Genomic DNA, 23,116 nt, shown 5'->3' with positions numbered 1-23,116 from the left:
AGCCACGCCACCCCACGTCACGGGCCTGCCCGCCCGACCGAGTTGCCGCTCGCCCGCCGCGGCGGCTATCTGGCGTTGCTCGTCTGGATCAACCCGCGGCCAGGACCGCGGCGTCGTTCATCGCGTCGCGTTGTCGGGTGACCATGGCGTGGTACGCGCCGCCGCGGGCCATCAAGCGGTCGTGCGTGCCGGTCTCGACGATCCGCCCCTCTTCCATGACCACGATCAAGTCGGCCGCGGCGATCGTCGACAGCCGGTGGGCGATGACGAACGTGGTGCGGGTGTGCATCAGCCGGTCGAGCGACTGCTGGATGAGTTGCTCGCTCTCGCTGTCGAGGTTGCTGGTGGCCTCGTCGAGGATCAGGATGCGCGGGTCGGCGAGGATCGCCCGCGCGATCGAGAGCCGCTGCGCCTGGCCGCCGGAGAGCTTCACGCCGCGCTCGCCGATGAGCGAGTCGTAGCCGCGGGGCAGCTCCGCGATGAACTCGTGCGCGTTGGCCGCGCGGGCCGCCGCGACCACCTCCTCGTCGGTCGCGTGGCGCCGGCCGTAGGCGATGTTGTCGCGTATGGTGCCGTCGAACAGGAAGGTCTCTTGCTGCACCACGCCCAGCAGGCCGCGGTACGAGTCGAGCTGGAAGTCCCGCAGGTCGACGCCGTTCAGCAGCACGCGGCCCTCGGTCGGGTCGTTGAACCGGGCGACCAGGTCGGTGACCGTCGTCTTGCCCGCGCCGCTGCGGCCGACCAGCGCGACCACCTCGCCGCCCCGGGCGACCAGGTTGAAGTCGCGCAGCACCGGCTCGCCCGGGTTGTATTCGAAATCGACGTGCTCGAACCGCAGCTCCTCGACGCGCGACGGCGGCTCGACCGCGTCGGGCCGGTCGGGCTTGTCGGTCGGGCTCTGCAAGACCTCGAACACGCGCTCCATGCCGGCCAGGGAGCGCTGCATCTCGCTGAACGAGTTGACGATCTGCCAGACCGGGTTGAGCAGCATGAACGTGTACCACTGGAACGCCATGATGTCGCCCACGCTGGCCGACCCGGCGAGCTGCAGGTAGCCGCCGTACCAGATGATCACCACGTTCACGACCGCCAGGATCAGCGCCCAGCTGCTCCAGAGGACGATCTCACGCCGGTGGGCGAAGAGCTCCTTGCGGGCGATCGTGTGGCGGCCGGTGAGGAACTCGGCCAGCTCGCGGTTCTCGCGCTGGAACGAGCGGACCACGCGGATGCCGCCGAAGGTCTCGGAGACCCGCGCGTCGATCGTCGAGTTCTCTTTCCGCATCGAGCGGTAGATCGGCCGGATGCGGCGCGCGACCCACATGCTCACGAGCATCGCCGGCGGGATCACCATGATCGCCGTCAGCGCCAGCCGCCAGTTGACCGCCAGCAGCACCCCCACCGCGCACAGCAGGCGGATCGCCGAAACGGTCGGCGAGATCAGCGCCAGCTGCAGCAGGCCGGTCGTGCGGTCGATGTCGCCGCTCAGGCGCGACAGGATGCCGCCGGTCTTCATGTCGGTCAGCTGCCCCAGCGGCAGCCGCAGCAGCCGGTCGAACAACGCCCTGCGGAGCGACAGCACGACCCTCAGGTTGAGGATCCGCTGCTGGCAGTTCTTCCACGTGTCCAGCGCGCGGGCCACGCAGACCACCGCTAGCAGCGCGAAGCCCGCCACGTTGAGCCGCAGGATGCGTTCCGCGTCGGAGAGCTGCTCGTCGAGCAACACGTTGTCGACCACGTACCGCAAGAACAGCGGCTCGGCCACCTCGAGCGCCGCCACCGCCAGCGCCAGCCCCATCATCAGCCCGACCGCGCCGCGGTGCGGCCACAGCCAGTCGACGTACTGCCGGAAGTACCGCCGGCGCTGCTCGCGGTCGGAGGTGCGGCGGTCGTTCTCCTGTTCGCTGGGGTCGTGCGTGAAGGGCCGCACGTCGCCGTTGGCGTAGGCCTGGCGGAACTTCTCAAAGCGGCTACGCGAAGACTCGAGGCGGGACACAGCAGAGCGGGGCGGGGCAGGGGGGGGGCGGGGCGGGGGGGGGGCGGTAGAGGCGGGGCTTCGAACAGCAACAATACGGGCCGCTGGCCACTCAGCCTACCTCTGCTTCGACAAGAAACCGCCAAGACGCCAAGAGCGCCGAGCACGCCATGACACTCTCGACAGGGTTGGTACGCGGTGCGGAAAACGACTGGATTCGTCCAGGAGCCGTGTAGGGTTCTATCCGCCGAAGCCGAATCACACCGCACTATCGCCCAAGCCGGTGCGGTTCCGCTTATCGGGGTAGCACCCTACGGCCTCGATCCTTAGCGGCCTTGGCGCTCTCGGCGTCTTGGCGGTTCGCAAATGATAAACCCGATAGAGCCCGACCCCCTCGAAGCCGCGATGCTAGCGGACCGGGCCGAGCTGCGCCGGCTGCGGCGGTCGATCGCGCTGGCCAAGAAGTCCGGCAAGCCGCACGACCGCAACGAGCGGCGGCTGGAGCGGCTGCTCGAAGAGTCGACCGCGGCCCGCCAGGCGCGGCTGGACAACCTTCCGAGGATCGACCTCGAGGGGATCGACCTGCCGGTCCTCGACAAGCGTGAGGAGATCACCGCCGCCATCCGGGACAGTTCGGTCACGGTCGTCTGCGGCGAGACCGGCTCCGGCAAATCGACTCAGCTGCCCAAGCTGTGCCTGGCCGCGGGCCGCGGGATCGACGGGGTGATCGGCCACACGCAGCCCCGCCGGCTGGCCGCGCGGAGCGTCGCGACGCGGATCGCCGAGGAGCTCGGCTCACCGCTCGGCGAGGCCGTCGGCTACAAGGTCCGCTTCCAAGACCAGACCGCGCCGGGCACGTACGTCAAGCTGATGACCGACGGCGTGCTCTTGGCCGAGGCCCAGGGCGACCCGCTGCTGTCGCGGTACGACACGCTGATCGTCGACGAGGCCCACGAGCGGTCGCTCAACATCGACTTCTTGCTCGGCCTGCTGCGCCGGCTGATCGACCAGCGGCCCGAGCTGCGGGTGATCATCACGTCGGCCACGATCGACGCCGAGCGGTTCGCCGAGTTCTTCGCCGATCGCGAGCGGCCCGCCCCGATCATCGAGGTCTCCGGCCGCACGTACCCGGTCGAGGTCCGGTACGAACCCCCGGAGAAAGGGCCCCCGGAGAGAGGGCCCTCGGAGAAGGAGGCCCCGCGCGGCGTCGACGTGCTGCGGGCCGCGGCCGACGCGGTCGAGCGGCTCTACCGCGAGCGGGTCGGCGACACGCTCGTGTTCCTCCCCACCGAGCGCGATATCCGCGAAGCGGCCCGGCTGGTGCGGGGCTCGCTCGGCGAGTCGGTCGACGTCGTGCCGCTGTACGCGCGGCTCTCCTCCGCGGAACAGCAGCGCGTGTTCAAGCCGGGCAAGAAGACCCGCGTCGTGCTCGCGACCAACGTGGCCGAGTCGTCGCTGACGGTGCCGGGCATTATGGCCGTGGTCGACACCGGCACGGCGAGGATCGCCCGCTACTCGCCGCGGACCCGCGTGCAGCGGCTGCCGATCGAGGCGGTCTCTCGCGCGTCGGCCGACCAACGCGCCGGCCGCTGCGGCCGCATCGCCCCGGGGGTCTGCGTGCGGCTGTACGAGGAGTCGGACTACGAGTCGCGGCCGCGCTACGCCACGCCCGAGATCCGCCGCACGAACCTGGCCGGCGTGATCCTGCGATTGCTGGCGTTAAAGCTGGGCGAGCTGGAAGACTTCCCGCTCATCGACCGCCCCCGCCCCGACGCGGTCCGGGAGGGCCGGGCCACCCTGCGTGAGCTGCAAGCGATCGACGCCCAGGGCCGGTTGACTCCTTTGGGCGAGAAGCTCGGCCGCATGCCGGTCGACCCCCGGGTGGGCCGCATGATCCTCGCCGGCGCCGACGAGGGGTGCTTGGCAGAGGTCCTCATCATCGCCGCCGCGCTAGAGATCCAGGACCCCCGCGAGCGGCCCGCCGACAAGCAGCAGCAAGCCGACGAGGCCCACCGGCCCTTCCAAGACGGCCGGTCCGACTTCGTCGGCTTCCTCAAGCTGTGGGACCACCTCCAGCGGCAGCGGAGCGACCTGTCACGCAGCCAGTTCCGCAAGGCGTGCAGCCGGCAGTTCTTGTCCTACAACCGCGTGCTGGAGTGGCACGACGTGTACCGACAGCTCAGCGACCTGGCGCGGCAGAACGGGCTCCGCCCCCAGCCGCGGCAAGACGCCTACGGCGCGATCCACCGGGCCCTGCTCACGGGCCTGCTCAGCGCGGTCGCCGTGCGCCGCGGTGAGGAGGGCTACCAGACACCCGGCGGGACCGGCTTCCAGCTATGGCCCGGCGCGGGGCCCGCGGCCAGCGGGCCGCGGTGGGTCGTAGCCGCGGAGACCGTCGAGACCTCGCGCCGGTACCTGCGGACCGTGGCCCGCATCCGCCCCGAGTGGCTCCCCCGCTTGGCGGAGCACCTGATCGAGAAGGAGTACCTGCACGCGCGGTTCTCGACCGACCAACAGACCGTCGTGGCCAGTGAGAAGAGCACGCTGTTCGGCTTGCCGATCGGCAGCAAAAAGGCCGTGCACTACGGCCCGATCGCCCCGGCCGCGGCGCGGGAGGTCTTCATCCGCGAAGGGCTGGTCGAAGAGCAGCTCGCCGGCGATTGGCCGTTCCTCGAGCACAACCGCGAGGCGATCCAGGGGCTGCGGCGCGACCGGGCGAAGCTCCGGGTCTCGCAGCTGGCCGGCGAGGACACGCTGGCCGCGTTCTACGACGAGCGGCTGCCCGCCGACGTGTACGACGCCCGCCAGCTCCGCCGCTGGCTCCGCCGCGTCGAGGGTGACCCGCTGCGGATCGAGCCCGCCGCCGACGACGCCGACGCGCCGAGCCTCGACGCGGCCGCGTTCCCCGACCACCTGGAAGTCGCCGGCCAGTCGCTCCCGCTGGAGTACGAGCACAGCCGCGGCAGCCAATCAGACGGGGTCACCCTGCGTGTCCCCAAGGACCTGCTGCCGCTGGTCGACGAGGCCGCGCTCGAGTGGGGCGTGCCGGGGCAGCTCGCCGAGCGGATCGTCGCGCTGATCCGGGCTCTGCCCAAACCGCTCCGGACCCGCCTGGTGCCGGCGCCCGACGCGGCCGCGCGGGTGGCCGAGCGGCTGCCGTTCGGCGAGGGGCGGTTCGTTCTCGTGCTGGCGGCGGCCCTGTCGGCGGAGGCCGGCGCCGACATCGCGGTGGGCGACCTGCAGCCCACCGCCTTGCCGGACCACCTGCGGATGCGCGTCGTGGTCGAAGACCAAGCCGGCGAGGTGATCGCCGTGGGCCGCGACCTGGCCGCGCTCCGCCGGGAAACGCTCGGCGGCGAGGCCCCCGCCGAGTCGCAGCCGGCCGCCGCCGACAGGGCCGGCCGCCTCGTCGACGACCCGGAGTGGACCCGCGACGGCCTCACCGATTGGAGCTTCGGCCCGTTGCCCGACTCGGTCGAGACCGCCAGCGGCCGCTTCGCGATCACCGCCTACCCCGGCCTGGTCGACCAACGCGACGCGGTCGGCTTGCGGCTGTTCGCCGATCGCGGCGAGGCCCGGGCCGAGACCGCCCGCGGCGTGCGGCGGCTGTTCGTGCTCGCTGCGGCCCGCGACCTGCGGACCCAGGTCAAGTGGCTCCCCGATTGGGACCAGCTCAAGAAGCGGCTCAAGCCCCACACGCCGGGCCGCGACTGGGCCGCCGAGATCGAGGAGCTGCTCGCCGATCGCGCGATCGCCTTGGCCGGCGTCGAGCCGCGCGACCCGAGCGGCTTCGAGGCCTTCCGCAAGCAAGCCCGGGCAGCGCTCGGCGCGGCTACCCAAGAGGCCACGCCGCTCGTCGTGCGTGTGCTGGAGGGCCTCGCCGAGGGCTACCGCTTGGCGGCCGAGGCCGACCGCAAGCACCACAGCCCCGCGGCCGACGACGTCCGCCGGCAGCTCGCCGACCTCACACCCGGCGGCTTCTTCGCGGCCACCCCCTGGGACCGGCTGGCCCACTACCCGCGTTACCTGAAAGCGGCCGCCGCGCGGCTGGCCCGGGTGCTGGAAGGAGGCGGCGGCCAAGACCGGCGGATGGCCGAGCTGATCGAGCCCCACCAGCTAAGCCTCGAAGCGGCTCGCGACGGCGCGGTCGTCGTGGCCTCGGCCGACGAGGTCGAGCGTTACCGCTGGATGATCGAAGAGTACCGGGTCTCGGTCTTCGCCCAAAAGCTGGGCACGGCCGAGAAGGTCTCGCCGAAGCGGCTCGACGAGCAGTGGCGGCGGTGCCGTGGCTTGGTGGGGGGGAAGTAGACGAGGGACGAGGCGACTGGTTTGAGACAAACGCGACACGTCCAAAAAAAGCGATGTCACGCTTAAGCGTAACGAAACTGGGGTTAAGTGCTTGCGACGTAGGCGTTTGCGGAAGCGTTACAGGGCGCCTGATGCGCCCCGATTTGGCCCGCCGTGTTGCGAAAAACGGCGGGGCGAAAACCCAGCAATTGTCCCCGCTTCGTCGGCCGACGAAGCGGGAAAAAGCCGCGCCGGGCGCCAACAGGGCCTGGCCGCCCGAGTGGATTCCCAGAACGACTGGCGGGGCCCCGGCGCGGCGCCCGCGGCCGCCAACTATGATCCTGTTGGCGAACAGAGCGCGTCGCAACCAAGCGGGCTCAGCGTTCGGCTAGCCGGGGGGCTACCCGCCACCCGCCACCTTCCCCCTTGCTGCCTCTGCGATGGACCTCTCCGAGCGTATCGGCGCCCACCTGACCGAGGGCGGTTGCTTCTTCCGGGTTTGGGCGCCGTCGGCCGTCGGCGTGGAGGTGCTCGTGCAGCACGGGCCGCGGTGGTCCGGCCGCCGGCGCACGCGTCGCTTCGCGTTGCAGGCCGAGCCGCAGCACGAGGGCTACTACTCGGCGGTCGCGCCGGGCGTGGGGGAAGGAGAGTTGTACCGCTTGCTGCTGCACCGCAACGGCGGCCACGAGCCGCTGCTGCGGCTCGACCCGGCGGGGCGCGACTCGGTCCACTCCGGACTTCCGCGCGCCGGTTCGACCAGCGACAACGCGTCGATCGTCGTTGGCGAGGATCCTCCGGGGGAGCCGCACGAGTGGGCGCCCTTCACCACGCCGCGGTTCGAGGACTTCCTCATCTACCAGTTGCACATCGGCTCGTTCTCGGGCCGCGACGACCACGTGCGCCGCGACGTCGCCGGCTTCCGCGACGCGGCGACCAAGTTCCCCTACGTGCGCGACCTGGGCTTCAGCGCAATCCAGCCCCTGCCGGTGCAAGAGTTCGCGATGGACCGCTCGTGGGGCTACAACCCGGCCTCGTTCTTTGCGCCGGAGAGCGCGTACGGCTCGCCCGACGACCTGCGTTACATGGTCGATCAGGCGCACCGGCACGGCTTGGCGGTGATCTTCGACGTGGTCTACAACCACGCCGGCCCGGGGGACAACGTGCTGTGGGACTTCGACCGCGAGCCCGCGCCGGGCGAGGAGTCCGACGGCGGCTGCTACTTCGACTGGGGGCAGATGACCCAGTGGGGCCGCGGCCCGGCGTGGTGCAAGTGGGAAGTCCAAGACTTCTTCTACCAGAACGCGCGGATGTACTTCGAGGACTACAAAGCCGACGGGCTGCGGCTGGACGTCACCACGCAGATCCCGGGCGGGCCCCTCGGCCAGATGGTCGGCCGGCTGAAGGAGGACTTCCCGGACAAGTACCTGATCGCCGAGCACCTGCCCGCGCACCCGTGGGCGACGACCGACGGCCGCTTCGACGCGACCTGGCACGCGCGCACGCACCACGAGACCCAGCGCGCCCTGCAGCACGAGGACGAGCCCGTCCGCCGGATCAAGCCGCTGCTGGGCTGGGACGGCTTCGCCCACGCTTGGAACCTGGTGAAGTACACCGGCGGCTCGCACGACGACGTCGGCGACGACCGCTCCGGCGACGCCAAAGACGGCCTCACCAACGGCGACACGCGCCACCGCTACCTGGTGGACCAACTGGGCGGAGTGCAGAACTGGCACGCGCGGGCCAAGTGCCGGCTGGCTTGGGCGCTGAACGTGACGATGCCCTGCACGCCGATGCTGTTCATGGGCACCGAGTGCCTGCTGGGCTCGCCCGCCGTGGCCTGGGGCTACTGGCACGACGGCGTCGACCAGCGCGGCGACCACCGCTTCAGCTGGCGGGCCGCCGGGAGCAAGCACGGCAAGGCGATGCGGCGCCTGGTGAAGGCGGCCAACCGCGTGCGCTGGGAGAACCCCGCGCTGCGGAGCGATTCGCTCCAGATCGTGCACGAGGACCACGAGCAGGGAGTGCTGGCCTTCGTGCGCGAAGCCCACGAGAGCACCGTGCTGGTGGTCGTGAACCTAAGCGACCACAGCCACGTCGGCACGGGCCGCGAAGCGTACCCCTACGGCGTGCCGACCGGCGGCCGCCGCTGCCAGTGGATGCAGGTCCTGTGCACGCAAGACGCCGCGTTCGGCGGCTGGGACGGCGCCGGCAACGCGTACCACGACCCCTGGACCCAGGACGACGGGCTGGTCTGGATCAACCTGCCGAAGTGGAGCGTCGTGGTGCTGCGGAAGAGATAGGTCGCACGTGGCTGTCGGCTGTCGGCTCGCGGCGAGTGGCGAGTGGCGAGCCGCTCGTCAGGCGAGCCCCCGACGTAAGTCGGGGGTGGGAACCACCAAGGCACGAAGGACACAAAGGGGACCCCGCCACCCGCCGTGCCTTGACGCCGCACGGCGCGCCGTTACCTCAGCCGCTCGATGAAGGGCTCGAACGGTTGGCCGTTCTCTCCCTCGAGTTCGATGACCAGGTCGTCGATCGGCTCTTCGACGGTGACCTCGATGCCCGACGTGCCGGGCTCGGAGTACCTCTTCGGGGCGAACCACTGGGTCTGCTGCGGGTTGAGCGCCTTGGCCGAGGTGACCGAGACCAGGTGCTTGCCGAGCGTGGCGCCGTCGTTGTGCTCGTAGCAGGTGAGCTGGAACGACCCGTCGGGCAGGATCATGCCGCCGGCCGGGCGGCCGCTCTCGGGGAGGAACTGCACGGAGCCGAACTCCAGCGGCTTGCCGTCTAGCAGCACCTTGCCGGAGACCGGCACGCGCTCGGGCCGGCCGTCGCTGCAACCGACCAGGGCCACCAGAGCCAGCGCCGCTGCGAGCTTCATCACGCTTCCGTATCGGGGCATCCGTTGCGGTCTCAGGGGGGGTGTCAGAAGTCGTGCCGCTCGGGGCGCGCCGGGTTGGCGAGGGAGAGGCTGCAGTCGACCGAGCGGGCGTCGGGGTCGTCGCCGCCGCAGTTGAGCCGCCCCGCGCGGGTGCCGAGGGAGCGGTAGACCAGCAGGTCGATGTCTTCCTGGAGCATCTCGACGTGCCCGTCGGCGAACGCGAAAAACGCGCCGCCGGGGTGGTCACTAGAGAAGTTGCCGGTGGGCATCGGGTTGCCCTGCGGGAACGCGTTGATCTGGATGCCGGGCAGCGCGTTGATCGGGTCGTTCATCAAGAGGATCGCGCCGCGCGCGCTGAGCGGGTTGTGCCAGTAGTTCTCGTTGTCGACGCGGACGTTGTTCGCTTCGAGGTTCGCCACGAAGGGCGAGTTGTCGTGCGCGCGACGCTCGCCGACCATCGCGGTCTTGCTCGTGCCGTCGGTGATCTGCGAGACCTTGACCCGCCGCATGTACATCATCAGGCCGTCGTTCGCCCACTTCAAACGCTGCGCCTGCACGTTATTTCCCTGGTTGGAAGTCCCCATCACGCCCGCGTAGCTGATCAGTGAGAACTGGATCGAGTTGGGGTTGCTCGGGTCGCCCTGGGTGAGGAATTCGTCGGAGCCGTCACTCGGACAGAGGTAGGTGGTGGGGCTGCTGCGGAGCAGCTCGCGGCGTTGATCTTGCACGCCGGCCGGCGCCGAGTTGACCCAATTGCCGATGTCGAAGAGCGTCGTGCCGTCGTGGTCGACCCAATCCTCGAATGCCTCGTAGTAGGCGGGCTCCTCCATGAAGGGGAGGATCAGCAAGAACCCGCCCGTCGGATTGTGGCCGCCGCCGGGCAACGAATAGCAGTCGTTATTGGGGTTGGTGCTGAAGTCGCAGCCGGCGCGGCCGGGCGGGAGGGTGCGGTTGGTCGATTCGTAGTTCAGGCAGGCCAGGCCGATGTTCTTCAGGTTGTTGGTGCACTGGGAGCGGCGGGCCGCTTCGCGCGCCGACTGCACGGCCGGCAGCAGCAACGCGACCAGGATGCCGATGATGGCGATCACCACCAGCAGCTCGACCAACGTGAAGCCCGGGCGGCGGCCCGACCGGCGGGTAAGGCGATTGAGCATTCTCAAAGAGCGGTGCTGAAGAGAGAGGGGTTGTCGCCAAGGCGGGTCGCCAGCGGGGCGCCGTGCGGGGCGGATCGAACCGACCTACCGCCGGTGCGGGCCCACGCAACGAGTCAACGCCGCTAGCGCGCTTAAGAAGCCCGCCGGATAAGGTTCCGTTGGATTAGAAATGCCGCTCAGCGAGGTTTTGGGCGCGGCGGGCGCCGGTTTTCGCAGCCGCCACGGCCGCAGATTACCAGAATCGCGCCCTCGCCCGGGAGGCCCTCGGCGGACCGCTCGGTGCGAAACAGCGGCGCCCGGCCCCAAGAGCCGGCACGGGAATCCCCGGAGGCTTGCACGGCCTACGAAAAAAGGCCACCCCGGATGGGGGCGGCCCTCGTTGTGGTCATCGCTTCGGTCGCTGTGCGGATCAGACCGCGGCGGCGTGCTTGTCGCGCTTCATGTACAGGTAGATCGCCAGAGCGATCACCGCTCCGAGGATCGACAGGATGAAGCCCGACGGGGTCAGCGCGATCGTTCCCGTGAGGAGCGAAGCGAGGAAGCCGCCCACGAACGAGCCGATGATGCCCAGCACCATCGTGGCGAGCAAGCTCATCGATTGCCGGCCCGGAACCAAGAAACGAGCGATTGCGCCCGCTATCAGTCCAAAGACCGCCCAGACGATCAAGCTATAGATAAGGTCCATTTATCGTTCTCCTGCTGTGCGAGTGAGATTGGGTCTTCCGCCGTGCAGGGGAGAGAGGATGCAACGGGTGTGCCGCGGCGAGCGAATCGCCGGTGGGCGTGATGAAAACCCCCAGGGCGGCAAGAACAACCCGCTCCGGCTGGTCGGTTGGCTGCCAAGCTGGTCGCAAACTGCGCGAATTTCAGCCGCGGACGGGTTTCAGCCACGGACGGGGCGACGCCCTCGGAGCGGCGATCCGTTGCAGCCGACCGCGCGCCCCCCTCAGGCGACCGGCGCGCGGGCCTCTTCGTCGAGGGGCTCTTCGCCCGGCGCGTCGCCGGTGGCGAGCAGCAGCAGCGGCGCGGCGAACCAGAGCACGGTCGCGGTGAGCATGACCGCCTTGGCGGTGGGCAGCGCGAGCGAGCCGGCCAGAAAAGCGACCGCCGCGCCGAGGATGGCTAGCAGCGTAGCGATCTGGATCGCGCGGTAGAGGGCGTGCATCGGCTTGTCGGCTCGGTTGGGGTTGGGCCGGTAGAAGGGGGTGAACGCAAGACCCGCCTAAGCGTCGGCCAGGTGGTCGAGCGGCGGCATGGGCTTTTGGGTCGCCATGCTGAGGCCGAGGTAGATGGCGCCGCAAGCGATCCACGCGGGGATCACGCAGTAGGCCGCGTACACCCCTTGGTAGAAGATCAGATAGAGGCCGACCGCCACCGGCAGCACCCACGCGACGAGCACCGCCGGGTTGACCGCCATGCCGCCGCGGCGCGCGGCGTACTCGCTGGTGAGGCCGAAGCGGCGCATCAGCCAGTAATCGACGAAGATCACCGCGCCCATCGGGCCGAGGACCGTGCCGTACGTGCCGACGAAGCCGAGCAGCTTGTAGGCGAGGTTTGGGAACGCGCCGGCGATCGTCGCCACCGCGCCGGCGGTGAGCGTCATCGCCACGCGCGACGCGCCGGGCAGCACGCCCTGGAAGGCGAGGCCCGCGCGGTAGATCGTTGGGTTGGCGGTGGTCCAGCCGGCGATGACCACGCAGAGGATGCCGGCCCAGCCGAGCGCGTCGTAGGCGAGCACGCCGGGGTTGGGGTCGGTGCTGCCGGTCACTTGGATTTGCGAGGCGAGCAGCAGCCCGGCGGCGATCCAGGCCATGTAGTGGCCGAGGAACATGCCGATGGCCGGCGCCCAGCCGCTCGACGCGTGGCGGGCGAAGCGGAAGATCGACAGATCGGCCATGCCGAAGTGCATCGCGCTGTTGGCGAGCCACGCGAACGTGACGATCTGCCAGAACGGGAAGGCCGACGCGCCGTCCTTCTCTTGCACCACGCGGATCGCCTCGGACCAGTAGGCGCCGTCGGTGAGTTCCTCCCACGAGTCGACGCCCATCTGCCCGAGCGACACGATCCCCGCGGCGGCGAACACGGCGATCATCCACGGCGCGGCGAGGTTCGCCACGCGGGCGACGGTCGTGTAGCCGGCCGCCGCGATGACGCTCATCACCGCGCCGACCACCAGTACGATCAACGTGAAATCGGTCCGGCCGAGGGCGAAGGTGTTCTCGGGGACCTCGTACATGACGCCGAACGGCACGCCGACCGCGCTGGCGGAGACCGTGACCATCGCGCCGGCCAAGAAACAGAACAGCACGCCGTTGGTGACGTTGTACAGCTTGACCATCTGCGAGCCGGCGATGCGCTCGAGCTGGAAGTAGAGCGTCATCCGCCGGTCCATCGCGATCGGCACCACGAGGTACCGCCACGTGAGCACCGCCAGGACGTTGCCCAGCAGCAGGCCGAGCACGACGTCGCCGAGGCTCGCGCCGGCCGCGAGGAACAGCGGGCCGATCATGAACTCGGTGCCCGCGCAGTGCTCGCCCGCGTACATGCCCCAGAACTTGCCGGGGCCCAGCAGCGCGCGGTCGGGCACGGGCTCGCGCTCGAACTCGCCGCCGCTCGATTCGGTGTCTGCCATCTTGATTTAGTCGAGGAGGAGCCCGCGGAACTGGCGAATCGACTCGAATCGAGAATCGTGGAGATTCGAGTCGACTCGTGGGCCTAATTGCGCCGAGACAGGACGTTCTTTTCGTAGTCGCGGACCTCGTCGAGCCAGCCGCGGCCCACGGGCACGCCCTCTTGCTCGCAGTAGGCCTCCCACACGGCGGCGAAGGGGAGGCTCTTGTGTTCTTCCATCAGCGCCAGGCGCGCCGTGAGGTCGCCCTCGGCCTCGGCCCGCTGGATCTCGGCGGTCGGCTCGAGCAGCGCGGTGAGCAGCGCCCGCTGCGTGGCCCGGACGCCGATTACCCAGGCGGCGACGCGGTTGATGGTGGCGTCGAAGAAGTCCAGGCCGATGTGGACCCTCTCGGCGTAGCCGCCGCGGACGATCTCGCCGGCGATCGCGCGGTTCTCGTCGGAGAGGATCACCACGTGGTCGGAGTCCCACCGCACGCCGCGGCTGACGTGCAGCAGCACCTCGGGGACAAACTGCAGCACGGCGGAGAGCTTGTCGGAGACCGTCTCGGTCGGGTGGAAGTGGCCCGTGTCGAGGCACAGCGCGACGTTCTGGCCGGCCGCGCTCTTCTTGGCCGCGTAGCCGAGGTAGAACTCGTGCGAGCCGACGGTGTAGCTCTCGGCGCCGATGCCGAACAGCTTGGACTCGACCGCGTCGAGGTTGTGCCGCGCGTCGAGGGGCTCGGCGAAGACCGCGTCGAGCGAGTCGGCGAGCCGCTCGCGCGGGCCCTTGCGGTCGGCGGGCGTGTCCTTCGTGCCGTCGGGGACCCACACGTTGGTGACCGTCGGCGCGCCGAGCGCCTGGCCCATCGCCGCGCCGATCCGGCGGCACGCGCGGCAGTGGTCGATCCAGAACCTGCGCACCGACTCGTCCGCGTGCGCGAGGGTCATGCCGCTCTCGGCGAGCGGGTGGCCGAAGCAGGTCGGGTTGAAGTCGAGCCCGATCCCTTGCGACTTGGCCCAGTCGATCCAGCCGGCGAAGTGCTCGGCGGCGAGCTGGTCGCGCGGGACCTTCTTGTCGCCGGTCTCGGCGTAGATCGCGTGCAGGTTGAAGCGGTGCTTGCCGGGGATCAGCGAGTAGGCTTTCTCGGCGTCGGCGCGGAGCTCGTCGGCGGTGCGGGCCTTGCCCGGGTAGTTCCCAGTGACGGCCAGCCCGCCACCGAGCTCGCCGCCGGCCGACTCGAAGCCGCCGACGTCGTCGCCCTGCCAGCAGTGGACCGACACCGGGAACTGATCCATCGCGGCGATCGCCGCGTCGACGTCGACGCCGTGCTCGGCGTAGCGCTGGCGGGCGTGGTCTAGTGGGGTGTTAGGCATAGCAAGTCGAAAGAGTTCACCGCGGAGTCGCGGAGGTCGCAGAGAGAGTCTGTCGCCGAGCCGCGACCGCCAGGGAGCGACCGGTCGGCTCCCCGACTCGATGGTCGCTCCCTCACGGCCGCGGCCCGGCGAGTGGATTCTCCGTGTGCCCCGTGCCTCCGCTAAATTTTCAGTTGATGAGTTCGGAGAAACGCCGCCGCGCTCCGTCCCACGCAGAGCGGTCGCCGGTCGGCCGGACCGTGGCGACCGGCTGCGACCGCGCGACGATCGCCCTCAGCTCAGAGAGGTCGCTGATTAAACCAAGTCCTGCCGCTTGCACCAGGGCGTTGCCCAGAGCTGTCGCTTCGCTGGGGCCGATCCTCACGGGCCGGTGGGCGGCGTCGGCCGTGAGCTGATTGAGCAGCGTGTTGTTGACGCCGCCGCCGACCAGGTACAGCACCTCCGCGCGGCGGCCGGTGATCGACTCCAGGCGGTCGAGCGTTTCGGCGTACGACAGCGCGAGGCTCTCCAGGCAGCACCGCGCGAATTGGCCGGGCGTTTCGGGGAGCGGCTGGCCGGTGCGCTCCGCCTGACCACAGAGCTTCGCGCGGCTGTCGCCCGGCGCGGCGAGGTCGGCGGTGTTGGGGTCGACGAGCGTGCGGAGCGGCGGCGCTTCGCCGGCCAGGGCGGCGAGCTCGGCGTAGTCCAGCGCGTGGCCGTCGCGCTCCAGGTCGCGCCGCAGCTCTTGGATCAGCCACAGCCCGGCGATGTTGCGCAAGAACCGCACCTTGCCGCCCACGCCGATCTCGTTGGTGAACGGCACGGCGGCGGCCTCGGGCGAGGTGATCGGGCGGTCGAGTTCGACGCCCAGCAGCGACCACGTGCCGCTCGACAGGTAGGCCCAGTCGCCGCCCCCCTCGGCGGGCACAGCCGCGACGGCCGAGGCCGTGTCGTGCGTGCCGGGGGCGACCACCCGCACGCCGTCGGGCAGGCCGAGTTCGGCCGCCAGCGAACCGCGGACCGGCCCCAGCACCGCGCCGGGCGCCGTGATCGGGCCGAGCATGCCGTCGGGCAAGCCGAGCGTGGCGAGCAGGTCGCGGTCCCAGTCTTGCGTCTGCGCGTCGAGCATCGCCGTGGACGACGCGTTGGTGAGCTCGACCGACCTCGCGCCGCAGAGCCAATAGTGCAGCAGGTCGGGCAGCATCAAGAAGCCCGCGCCGGGCACGGCGAAGCGGCCGGGGCCGGCCGAGTACGCGCGCTCGAGTTGGAACAGCGTGTTGAACGGCTGGCGCTGGATGCCGGTGCGGGCGTAGAGCGCGTCGAAGCCGCCGGGCAGGCGGTCGAGCACGCGCTGCATCGCCGGGGCGTTGGCCGGGTCGCGGTACGCGTGCGGCAGGCCGAGCAGCTCGCCGGCTGGGTCGACCAGCGCCCAATCGACGGCCCAGGTGTCCACACCGATCGACCGCAGCGGCGCGCCGAGCTCGGCCGCCATCGCCGCCCCGCGCCCGACGCCGGTGAGCACCTCGCGCCACAGCGAGGTGAGGTCCCACACGGGCCCGGCGGGCGTGTCGAGCGGCTCGTGGTCGAAGCGGTGCGCCTCCTCGAGCCGCACGGCCAGCGGCGCCCCCCCGAGCACGGCGAGCATCGCCCGCCCGCCGGAGGCGCCGAGGTCGATGGCTAGGTGGGTGGAGGAGGGCAAGGGACGAGGGACGAGGGACGAGGGACGGGGACTATGGGAGGCGCTTTCTTAGGGCGTGTTGAAGAGAGCGGAGCATTCGGCTTTCTTCTTCGCAAAGAGAGATGAGGTCGTCGTAGTCGCCGGTGTCTATGAAGCCGAGTTCGGTTGCGATGAGCAGTTGCGTTTCGATTTCTGCGAGCGAGCCGCTCGCGATCGACAAGTGACGAAGATAGTCCTTCGTCGATTCGCGGGCGTTGCCTTCAGCGACGTTCGACGGGATCGAGACCGCCGCACGGCGAAGCTGTGCTGTGAGCCCAAAGCGCTCATGATCGGGGAAGTTGGTGGTGACTCGATAGACGGCTAGCGATATCTCAACTCCGAGTCGCCAGACCTTCAGATCGCGAAAGCTAGAAACGGCGCCCATCCGACTTTCTCCCGTCCCCCGTCCCCCGTCCCCCGTCCCTCCCTACCTCAAAAACGCCTCATGCAGCCCCCCGTCGACGCTGATCACCTGGCCGGTGGTCTTGCTCGACGCGTCGGACAGCAGGAAGCGCATCGCCTCGGCCTGGTCGGCGGGGGTGATCGGGGCTTTGGTGAGGGTCCGCTGCGCGTAGAAGCCCGCCAGCTTGCTGCGGAGTTCGTCGTCGGACTCCGAGTCCTCGTACGCGATGTCGTACTTCGTGAGCGAGGCCATCACCCGGTCGCGCGGGAACATCGTCGAGCCCTCGACGACGGTCGCCGGCGCGACGCCGTTGACCCGCACCAGCGGCGCCATCTCGACGGCCAGCTCGCGCACCAGGTGGTTGGCGGCCGCCTTCGACGTGTCGTACGCCAGCGAGCCCTTCTTGCTGACCACCGCGTTGACGCTCGTCGTGAGGACCATCGCGCCGGTCAGGCCCTGGTCGGCGAACAGGCGCTTGGCCTCGTCGGCCACGTTGTAGAGCCCGTGCACGTTGACCTCGAAGGTCAGGCGCCACGCGTCGTCGGAGAACTGGCCGTCGCGGTCGGGCGCGAGGAACACGCCCGCGGTGACGAGGACCTGGTCGACGCCGCCGTAGGCGAGCGTGGCGGTTTGGAGCAGCTCGCGGATGCTGTGGCGGTCGGTCACGTTCACGGCCACGCCGATCGCCGGCCCGCAGCCGGACACGCCCGAGCCGGCCACGCCGATCCCCTGGCCGTGCTTGGCGGTTAGTTCCTCGGCGGTCGCGCGGGCCGCCTCGGCGTTCAGGTCGGCGCACACGACGTGCGCCCCCTCGTCGGCCAGGCGGTGGGCGGCCTCTTTGCCGATGCCCGACCCGGCGCCCACGATCAGCACGACCTTGCGGGCGAACTCCTTCTCGGGGGGCATCCGCTGGAGCTTGGCCTCCTCGAGCAGCCAGTACTCGATGTCGAAGGCCTCTTGCTGCGGCAGGGCGATGTACTCGTCGATCGCCTCGGCGCCGCGCATGACCTCGACCGCGCAGTTGTAGAACTCGGCGGTCACGCGCGACTCGCTCTTGTTCTTGCCCCAAGCGATCATCCCCACGCCCGGCACGAGCACAACCGACGGGTTCGGGTTGCGCATCGCCGGCGAGTCGTCGTGCTTGCAGGCCTGGTAGTAGGCCGCGTAGTCCTGGCGGTATTGCTCGAGGCCCGATTCGAGCTTCGACTTCAGCGCGGCGAGGTCCTCCGTGGCGGGGTCCCAGTCGATGTAAAGCGGCTTGATCTTCGTGCGGAGGAAGTGGTCCGGGCAGCTCGTGCCCAGCTCCGCCAGACGCGGCGCGTCGTGCGAGTTGACGAACCGCTGGATCGTCGCGTCGGTCTGCACCGTCCCGATCAAGCGCTTGCCCTCGAAGGTCACCCGCCCGCGGAGCCAGGGGAGCAGCTCGGCCAGCAGCGTGTCGCGCTGCGCGTCGGGCAGCGGCGCGTGCTTCTGGCCGCCGAAGGTCTGCGCGCCCTTGTCCTTCGACTCGATGTAGCGGGCGGCCTTCTCGATGAGCGAGAGCGTGAGGTCGTAGCACTCGCGGTCGTCGTCCGCCCAGTTGATCAGGCCGTGTTGGCTCATGATCAACCCGCGGAGGTTCGGGTTGGCCTCGGCCTCTTTCTGCATCAGCAAGCCGAGCTCGAAGCCGGGGCGGAGCCAAGGGACCCAACCGATCTGGTCGCCGAAGACCTCGTGGCCGATCTCCTTGCTGTGCTTGCTCGCGGCGATCGCGATCACGCTGTTGGGGTGCATGTGGTCGATGTGCCGCGCTGGCAAGAAGCCGTGCAGCGGCGTGTCGATCGACGACGCGCGGGGGTTCAGGTTGAACGTGCAGTGCGGGAAGTAGCCGACCATGGCGTCTTCGGCGGGGGTCTTGGGCCCCTTCTCGTCGGCCGCGGCGTAGACGCCTTGCAAGTCGAGCAGCTTCTGCAGATACAGGGAGGCGAAGTTCCCCGCGTTGCTCGTGCGCAGGTCGCCGCCGGAGCCCTTCACCCAGAGCACGTCGACGGCCTCGCCGGTGACCGGGTCCTTCTCTTCGATCTTGGCCGAGGTGTTGCCGCCGCCGGTGTTGGTGATCCGACCGTCCGCCCCCAGGCAGTTGGAGCGGTACACGAGCCGCTCGACCGGCGAGAGGTCGCGGGCGACCGCGTCGTCCCAGAGGTAGCTGACGTGTTTGAAGTCTTCGGGCTTGTTGTCCACCGAATGCCTGTAGGTAGGGGTGAGGGTTGAGGGGCTGCCGGGGATTCAGCGATCGCGGTGTGGCTCTGGCGATGCCAGCGGCTACCCGCTTTGCCGAGCGGTCGATCCGCGGGCCCCGTCGGATGGGAGCGAGCTGTGACGGAGACGGCCTACTGCTTGCTGCTTGCTGGGGTCGAGGCCGAGCGGCTGGCTCGCACTGGCCAGGCCAGTGGCACACGGCCGGCGAGCGGCGCGCGGCGGTCGTGGGAGGAGCTTGCCGACGGAGACTCGTGACCCGGTCCGTGGCGTCCGATGGGGCGAATGTTGACTTACCTCGGACGCTAAGTCAACCTGTTTCGTGTTGGTTCTCTTGGGATTTGTTTTGCTAGCACGCCAGAGACAGATCGAAATCCTCCGTGACCTCCAGCAGGAGGGGGCGGTGTCGGTGACCGAGCTCGCCGAGCGGTTCGACGTCACCGACGAGACGATCCGCCGCGACTTGGCGAAGCTCGCCAACGGTGGGCAACTGGTCCGCACGCACGGCGGCGCGGTCCTCAGCGAGTCGGCGCAGGTCGACGCGCCGTTCGCGGTCCGCCAGGGGGCAAACTCCGACGCCAAGCGTGCGATCGCCCATGCGGCGGCCGAGCTCGTCCGGCCGGGCGACGTCGTCGCGATCGACGCGTCGACGACCGCCCTGGAGCTCGCCATTCGCTTGCCCCCCGCGCCGGCGACCAACCCGATCACGGTCATCAGCAACGGCGTCGGCCTCATCCAGCGGCTGGCCGACCGTCCCGGGCTGCGGCTGATTTCGACCGGCGGCGAGCTGGACCGCACCGGGGCGTGTTTCGTCGGCTCGATCGCCGAGGCGACGCTCAGCCAATTCGCCTGCAGCCACGCGCTGCTCTCGTGCCGCGCGCTCGACCCGCGGCGCGGCGCCGGCGAGGCGGGGCCCTCGCACGCGGCGATCAAGCGGCTGATGCTCTCGATCTCCGAACAGTCGCACCTGCTGGCCGACAGCAGCAAGCTCCAAGAGAAGGCCGTCTGCTTCTTCGCGCCGCTCGACCGCTTCACGACGGTCGTCGTCGACGACGGCCTCGACGAGGGCCGCCGCGGAGAGCTCGAGCGGTCCACCGCCCGCCTGCTGATCGCGCCGCGCCCCAGCGCGGCGCCGGCGGCGACAGACCCCTCGGGCGCTTGAGCCGAACGCGCCAGCGACGGGCGCGCTTGAGCCGAACGCGCCAGCGTCGGGTGATCGAACCACGGCCCGCGACGCTTCGTTCGCCCGTGGCTAGCGCCATCGGCCCAAGCGTTACAGGCGTGACAGTTGACGGGGCGTCCGGCCTGTCGGCTCAGCCGGCCGCCGATCGTTTGCCGCTGCCGGCGCGGCTGGGCATACTCGGTTCACTTCTTTGAAATGGCAACCACGGCGAGGCGGCGATGCGGCGGCGACAACGATCCGGGCGGCTGCGGACCGCCGAGCGGCTGGAAGACCGGCTAGCGATGGCCGTCGAAGCGATCGGCGATCCGATCCAGCTCAACTCCCTGCTGGCCGACGAGCAGCTGGCCGAGGGGCCGGCGGCCGTCGCCGCGAGCGACGCGGGCTACGCCGTCGTGTACGAGGGCCGCGGGCCGGTCGACCGCGACGGCGTGTTTTTCCGTCGCCTGAGCCTTGAAGGCGCCACGCTCGGCCCCGCGGTGCGTGTCAACACGACCCTGCGCGGCGCGCAGCACTCGCCGGCGGTGGCGATGGCGGACGACGGCTCGGCCGTGGTCGTGTGGGCCGGCCGCGGCGTGGGCGACAAGCAGGGCGTTTTCCTCCAGCGATACGACACCAGCGGCGCGGCGGTTGGCGGCGAGACGCTCGTCAACTCGGTGACCGGCGGCCTGCAGACCGACCCCTCGGTCGCGCTGCTCGACGACGGCACGATCGTGGTCGCTTGGCACGGCGCGATGGCCGACGACGCGGTCGGCGTGGGCATGCGCCGCTTCGGCGCCGACGGCGCCCCGCTCGGCCCGGCGGCGCGCGTCAACACCCAGGCCGGCAGCGATCAGCAGAACGCGAGCGTCGCCGCGCTGGCCGGCGGCGGCCTGGTGGTCGGTTGGCAGAGCCGCCATCAAGACGGCGACTCCTGGGGCGTGTACGCGCAGCGTTACGACGCGGCCGGCGCAGCGGCCGGCGGCGAGTCGCGCCTGACCGAGACCACGGCCGGCAGCCAAGCGGGCGTCGCGCTGGCGGGCGCGCCGGACGGTGGCTACGTGGCGGCCTGGCAGTCGCACGCGGGCGCCTCGGCCGACTGGGACGTGGTCGCGCGGGGGTTCACCGCCGCGGGCGCGGCGGCGACCGACCAGACGCCGCTGGCCGCGGCCGCGGCGGGCCGGCAGACCGGCGTGGCGATCGCCGCTTTGGAAGATGGCCAATGGCTCGCCGCTTGGAACTCGACGCCGACCGACGCGGCCGCTTGGTCGGTCGCCGCGCGGACGGTCGAGCCGGGCCAGTCGTCCGACGCCGAAACGCCCCTCGCGCCGGCCGCCGACGCGGCGCGGGTGGCGGCCGGCGCGCGGCCGTCGGTCGCGGCGACCGACGGGGCGGCCCTGGTCGCGTACGGCGGTGTGTCGGGCGTGGATCGCCGCGGCGTCATCGGGCAGCGTGTCGGCGTGGAGCTGGCCGACAACGGCACGCCCGCCGCGCCGGACCTGGCGGAGGTGGCCGACCGCACGGTCGCCGAGGGCTTCGTCGCGGAGGTGACCCTCATCGCGACCGACGCGAACCCGCGCGACACGCTCACCTTCTCGCTCGACGCAGACAACTCGCCCGCCGGGGCGACGATCGAGCAAACCGGGGCGGGGACGGCCGTCGTCCGCTGGACGCCGCCGGCGGGCTCCGACGGGCAGTCGTTCTCGTTCCGCGTGCTCGTGACCGACGACGGCGACACGCCGCTGGCCGACGCGGAGGACTTCACCCTCACGGTCGACGACAACGTCGACCTGGTGGCCCTCGCCCGAGCGATCAGCGATTCCGGCGCCCAGTTCTTCGGCGCCGCTTGGTGCCCGTTCTGCACCGATCAGAAGGAGCTGTTCGACGACGGCGGGCAGTTCCTGCCGTTCCGCGAAGTCACCGGCCCGGACCGCACGCCGAACGATCTGGCGGAAGAGAACGAGATCGAGAACTACCCGACCTGGGTCTTCGCCGACGGCACGCGCGTCGAGCGTGTGATGTCGCCGGCCGAGCTGGCCGCCGCGGCGGGGGTGACGGCGACCGTGGCGGACGGGCCGTTCCTTGTCGAGCCGGCCGACACGACGCTCTTGGTTGGGTCGCCGCTGCACGTGTCGCTCGACGGCTACTCGCCGAGCGGGGGCCCGCTCACTTACACGGTCCAGAGCGACAACCCCGACGTGTCGGCCGAGATCCTGTCGGGGAACCGCTCGCTGCGGATCGACATGCAGGGCTACGGCGACATGGTCTTCGAGCTGTTCGACGACCGCGCGCCGCGGGCCACGTCGCGCGTGGCGACGCTCGCCGCGATCGACTTCTACGACGACCTCACCTTCCACCGGGTCATCGACAACTTCGTGATCCAGGGCGGAGACCCCGACGGCGACGGGACCGGCGGCTCGCCGCTCGCCAACTTCGACGACCAGTACCACCCCGACCTGCAGCACAACCGCAGCGGGCTGCTCTCGTACGCCAAGAGCGCCGACGATACCAACGACTCGCAGTTCTTCATCACCGAGGGCGCGCAGCGGGGGCTCGACTTCAACCACACGGTGTTCGGCGTGCTCGTCGAGGGCGAGGACGTCCGCGCGGCGATCAGCGACACCGAGACCGGCGCAAACAACCGGCCGACCAACACGATCCGGATGGAAACGGCCGAGGTGTTCACCGACACCGAGAACGCCGTGCTGCTGCTCAAAGCGGCCGACGGCGCGACCGGCTCGGCCAACCTCACCGTGACGGTCGAGGACCAACAGGGACGCACGTCGCAGCGCACGTTCCGCGTCGACCTGGCCGCCGACTCGGTCGACAACCGCCCCTACTTCAGCGACATCGCCCCGGTCACGGCGCCGGCCGGCTCGCCGGCCGAGTTCCAGTTGCCGGTGGTCGACATCGACGGCGGTCCCACGGCGCTAGCCGCCAGGGTCCTGGGCGGCAGCGGCGCGACGGCCACCGTCAGCGACACGGGGCTCGTGAGCGTCACGCCGCCGGCTGGGTTCACCGGCACGGTCAACGTCGAGGTCCGAGTGGCGAGCACCGCCGCGCAGCTAGCGGACAGCCCGGTCGTGGGCCAGTTGAACGTCGACGTGCAGGTCGTCGGGGTCACGTTCGGGTAGACGGGGCCAGGCCCTAGTTGGCGGGCAAGTGGCGTCGAGCGTCGGATTCGATCTCGTCAGCGAGAGCCCCGCCCCGAGCGCTTAGCGGTAGCGTCGCCCTAGTTTGCTCAGCGCGCCGCGTTGCAAAGGTCGACCCAGTCGGCCTAAGTTATGGCCCGCACGACCCGCAGCGGGCTGGCCCTCGCCGCCCGGCGGCTGCCGATCGACACCT

14 protein-coding genes are annotated in these 23,116 nt (G+C 70.5%); 4 read left to right on the top strand and 10 right to left on the bottom strand.

The genetic code is table 11. From position 1 onward, the window contains the following. Window positions 1-88: 88 nt before the first annotated feature. Window positions 89-1,993 carry an ABC transporter ATP-binding protein gene (locus RIC11_RS07680; RefSeq protein ID WP_350209971.1) on the bottom strand — a complete coding sequence of 635 codons (1,905 nt, stop codon included), beginning with the start codon at window positions 1,991-1,993 and terminating at the stop codon, window positions 89-91. Between the two features lie 345 nt (window positions 1,994-2,338). Here RIC11_RS07680 and hrpA point away from each other — a divergent pair, with 345 nt between their 5' ends. Further along, window positions 2,339-6,280 (top strand): ATP-dependent RNA helicase HrpA, encoded by a 3,942-nt coding sequence (gene hrpA, locus RIC11_RS07675; protein WP_350209969.1) that lies wholly within the window; start codon window positions 2,339-2,341, stop codon window positions 6,278-6,280. Window positions 6,281-6,699: 419 nt separating this feature from the next. After that, window positions 6,700-8,559: an alpha-amylase family glycosyl hydrolase gene (locus RIC11_RS07670; RefSeq protein WP_350209967.1), complete on the top strand. Its 1,860-nt coding sequence runs from the start codon at window positions 6,700-6,702 to the stop codon at window positions 8,557-8,559. 161 nt (window positions 8,560-8,720) lie between these two features. Here RIC11_RS07670 and RIC11_RS07665 read toward each other — a convergent pair whose 3' ends face one another. The 9 genes from RIC11_RS07665 to RIC11_RS07625 all read right to left on the bottom strand — a co-directional run bounded on the left by RIC11_RS07665 (window position 8,721) and on the right by RIC11_RS07625 (window position 18,597). After that, window positions 8,721-9,161 (bottom strand): hypothetical protein, encoded by a 441-nt coding sequence (locus tag RIC11_RS07665; protein WP_350209965.1) that lies wholly within the window; start codon window positions 9,159-9,161, stop codon window positions 8,721-8,723. Between the two features lie 23 nt (window positions 9,162-9,184). Next, window positions 9,185-10,294 (bottom strand): DUF1559 family PulG-like putative transporter, encoded by a 1,110-nt coding sequence (locus tag RIC11_RS07660; RefSeq protein ID WP_350209963.1) that lies wholly within the window; start codon window positions 10,292-10,294, stop codon window positions 9,185-9,187. Window positions 10,295-10,703: 409 nt separating this feature from the next. Then, window positions 10,704-10,979 (bottom strand): GlsB/YeaQ/YmgE family stress response membrane protein, encoded by a 276-nt coding sequence (locus RIC11_RS07655; protein ID WP_350209962.1) that lies wholly within the window; start codon window positions 10,977-10,979, stop codon window positions 10,704-10,706. 261 nt (window positions 10,980-11,240) lie between these two features. Next, entirely contained in the window at window positions 11,241-11,459 is a 219-nt protein-coding gene (locus RIC11_RS07650) for a hypothetical protein (protein ID WP_350209960.1), read from the bottom strand. Window positions 11,460-11,516: 57 nt separating this feature from the next. After that, the gene (locus tag RIC11_RS07645) at window positions 11,517-12,926 is read right to left on the bottom strand and encodes a purine-cytosine permease family protein (RefSeq protein ID WP_350209958.1); all 1,410 of its coding nucleotides are present in this window, start codon (window positions 12,924-12,926) and stop codon (window positions 11,517-11,519) included. Window positions 12,927-13,009: 83 nt separating this feature from the next. Further along, on the bottom strand, window positions 13,010-14,278 hold the full coding sequence (locus RIC11_RS07640) for an L-rhamnose isomerase (protein WP_350209956.1): 1,269 nt from the start codon (window positions 14,276-14,278) through the stop codon (window positions 13,010-13,012). 169 nt (window positions 14,279-14,447) lie between these two features. Continuing rightward, window positions 14,448-15,956: a rhamnulokinase gene (locus RIC11_RS07635; RefSeq protein WP_350209954.1), complete on the bottom strand. Its 1,509-nt coding sequence runs from the start codon at window positions 15,954-15,956 to the stop codon at window positions 14,448-14,450. Window positions 15,957-15,987: 31 nt separating this feature from the next. Next, window positions 15,988-16,359, bottom strand: a complete 372-nt coding sequence (locus tag RIC11_RS07630) for a four helix bundle protein (protein WP_350209952.1) — start codon at window positions 16,357-16,359, stop codon at window positions 15,988-15,990. A 42-nt stretch (window positions 16,360-16,401) separates the two neighbouring features. Continuing rightward, window positions 16,402-18,597: a bifunctional rhamnulose-1-phosphate aldolase/short-chain dehydrogenase gene (locus RIC11_RS07625; RefSeq protein ID WP_350209950.1), complete on the bottom strand. Its 2,196-nt coding sequence runs from the start codon at window positions 18,595-18,597 to the stop codon at window positions 16,402-16,404. 337 nt (window positions 18,598-18,934) lie between these two features. On the opposite strand from RIC11_RS07625, the gene RIC11_RS07620 reads away from it, so the two are divergent. After that, window positions 18,935-19,774, top strand: a complete 840-nt coding sequence (locus tag RIC11_RS07620; protein ID WP_350209948.1) for a DeoR/GlpR family DNA-binding transcription regulator — start codon at window positions 18,935-18,937, stop codon at window positions 19,772-19,774. A gap of 239 nt (window positions 19,775-20,013) precedes the next feature. Further along, window positions 20,014-22,905 (top strand): peptidylprolyl isomerase, encoded by a 2,892-nt coding sequence (locus RIC11_RS07615; protein ID WP_350209946.1) that lies wholly within the window; start codon window positions 20,014-20,016, stop codon window positions 22,903-22,905. The last annotated feature ends 211 nt before the right edge of the window (window positions 22,906-23,116 follow it).

Source organism: Botrimarina sp., assembly GCF_040219535.1.
In the GTDB taxonomy this organism is placed as follows: domain Bacteria; phylum Planctomycetota; class Planctomycetia; order Pirellulales; family Lacipirellulaceae; genus Botrimarina.
This window is presented reverse-complemented; position numbering and strand designations above follow the sequence as displayed.

Bases quoted from the DNA above. Each gene is read 5' to 3' on its own strand.
- hrpA (WP_350209969.1), top strand. From the start codon at position 2,339: ATGATAAACCCGATAGAGCCCGACCCCCTCGAAGCCGCGATGCTAGCG.
- RIC11_RS07630 (WP_350209952.1), bottom strand. From the start codon at position 16,359: ATGGGCGCCGTTTCTAGCTTTCGCGATCTGAAGGTCTGGCGACTCGGA.
- RIC11_RS07650 (WP_350209960.1), bottom strand. From the start codon at position 11,459: ATGCACGCCCTCTACCGCGCGATCCAGATCGCTACGCTGCTAGCCATC.
- RIC11_RS07645 (WP_350209958.1), bottom strand. From the start codon at position 12,926: ATGGCAGACACCGAATCGAGCGGCGGCGAGTTCGAGCGCGAGCCCGTG.
- RIC11_RS07655 (WP_350209962.1), bottom strand. From the start codon at position 10,979: ATGGACCTTATCTATAGCTTGATCGTCTGGGCGGTCTTTGGACTGATA.
- RIC11_RS07670 (WP_350209967.1), top strand. From the start codon at position 6,700: ATGGACCTCTCCGAGCGTATCGGCGCCCACCTGACCGAGGGCGGTTGC.
- RIC11_RS07660 (WP_350209963.1), bottom strand. From the start codon at position 10,294: ATGCTCAATCGCCTTACCCGCCGGTCGGGCCGCCGCCCGGGCTTCACG.
- RIC11_RS07640 (WP_350209956.1), bottom strand. From the start codon at position 14,278: ATGCCTAACACCCCACTAGACCACGCCCGCCAGCGCTACGCCGAGCAC.
- RIC11_RS07665 (WP_350209965.1), bottom strand. From the start codon at position 9,161: ATGCCCCGATACGGAAGCGTGATGAAGCTCGCAGCGGCGCTGGCTCTG.
- RIC11_RS07615 (WP_350209946.1), top strand. From the start codon at position 20,014: ATGCGGCGGCGACAACGATCCGGGCGGCTGCGGACCGCCGAGCGGCTG.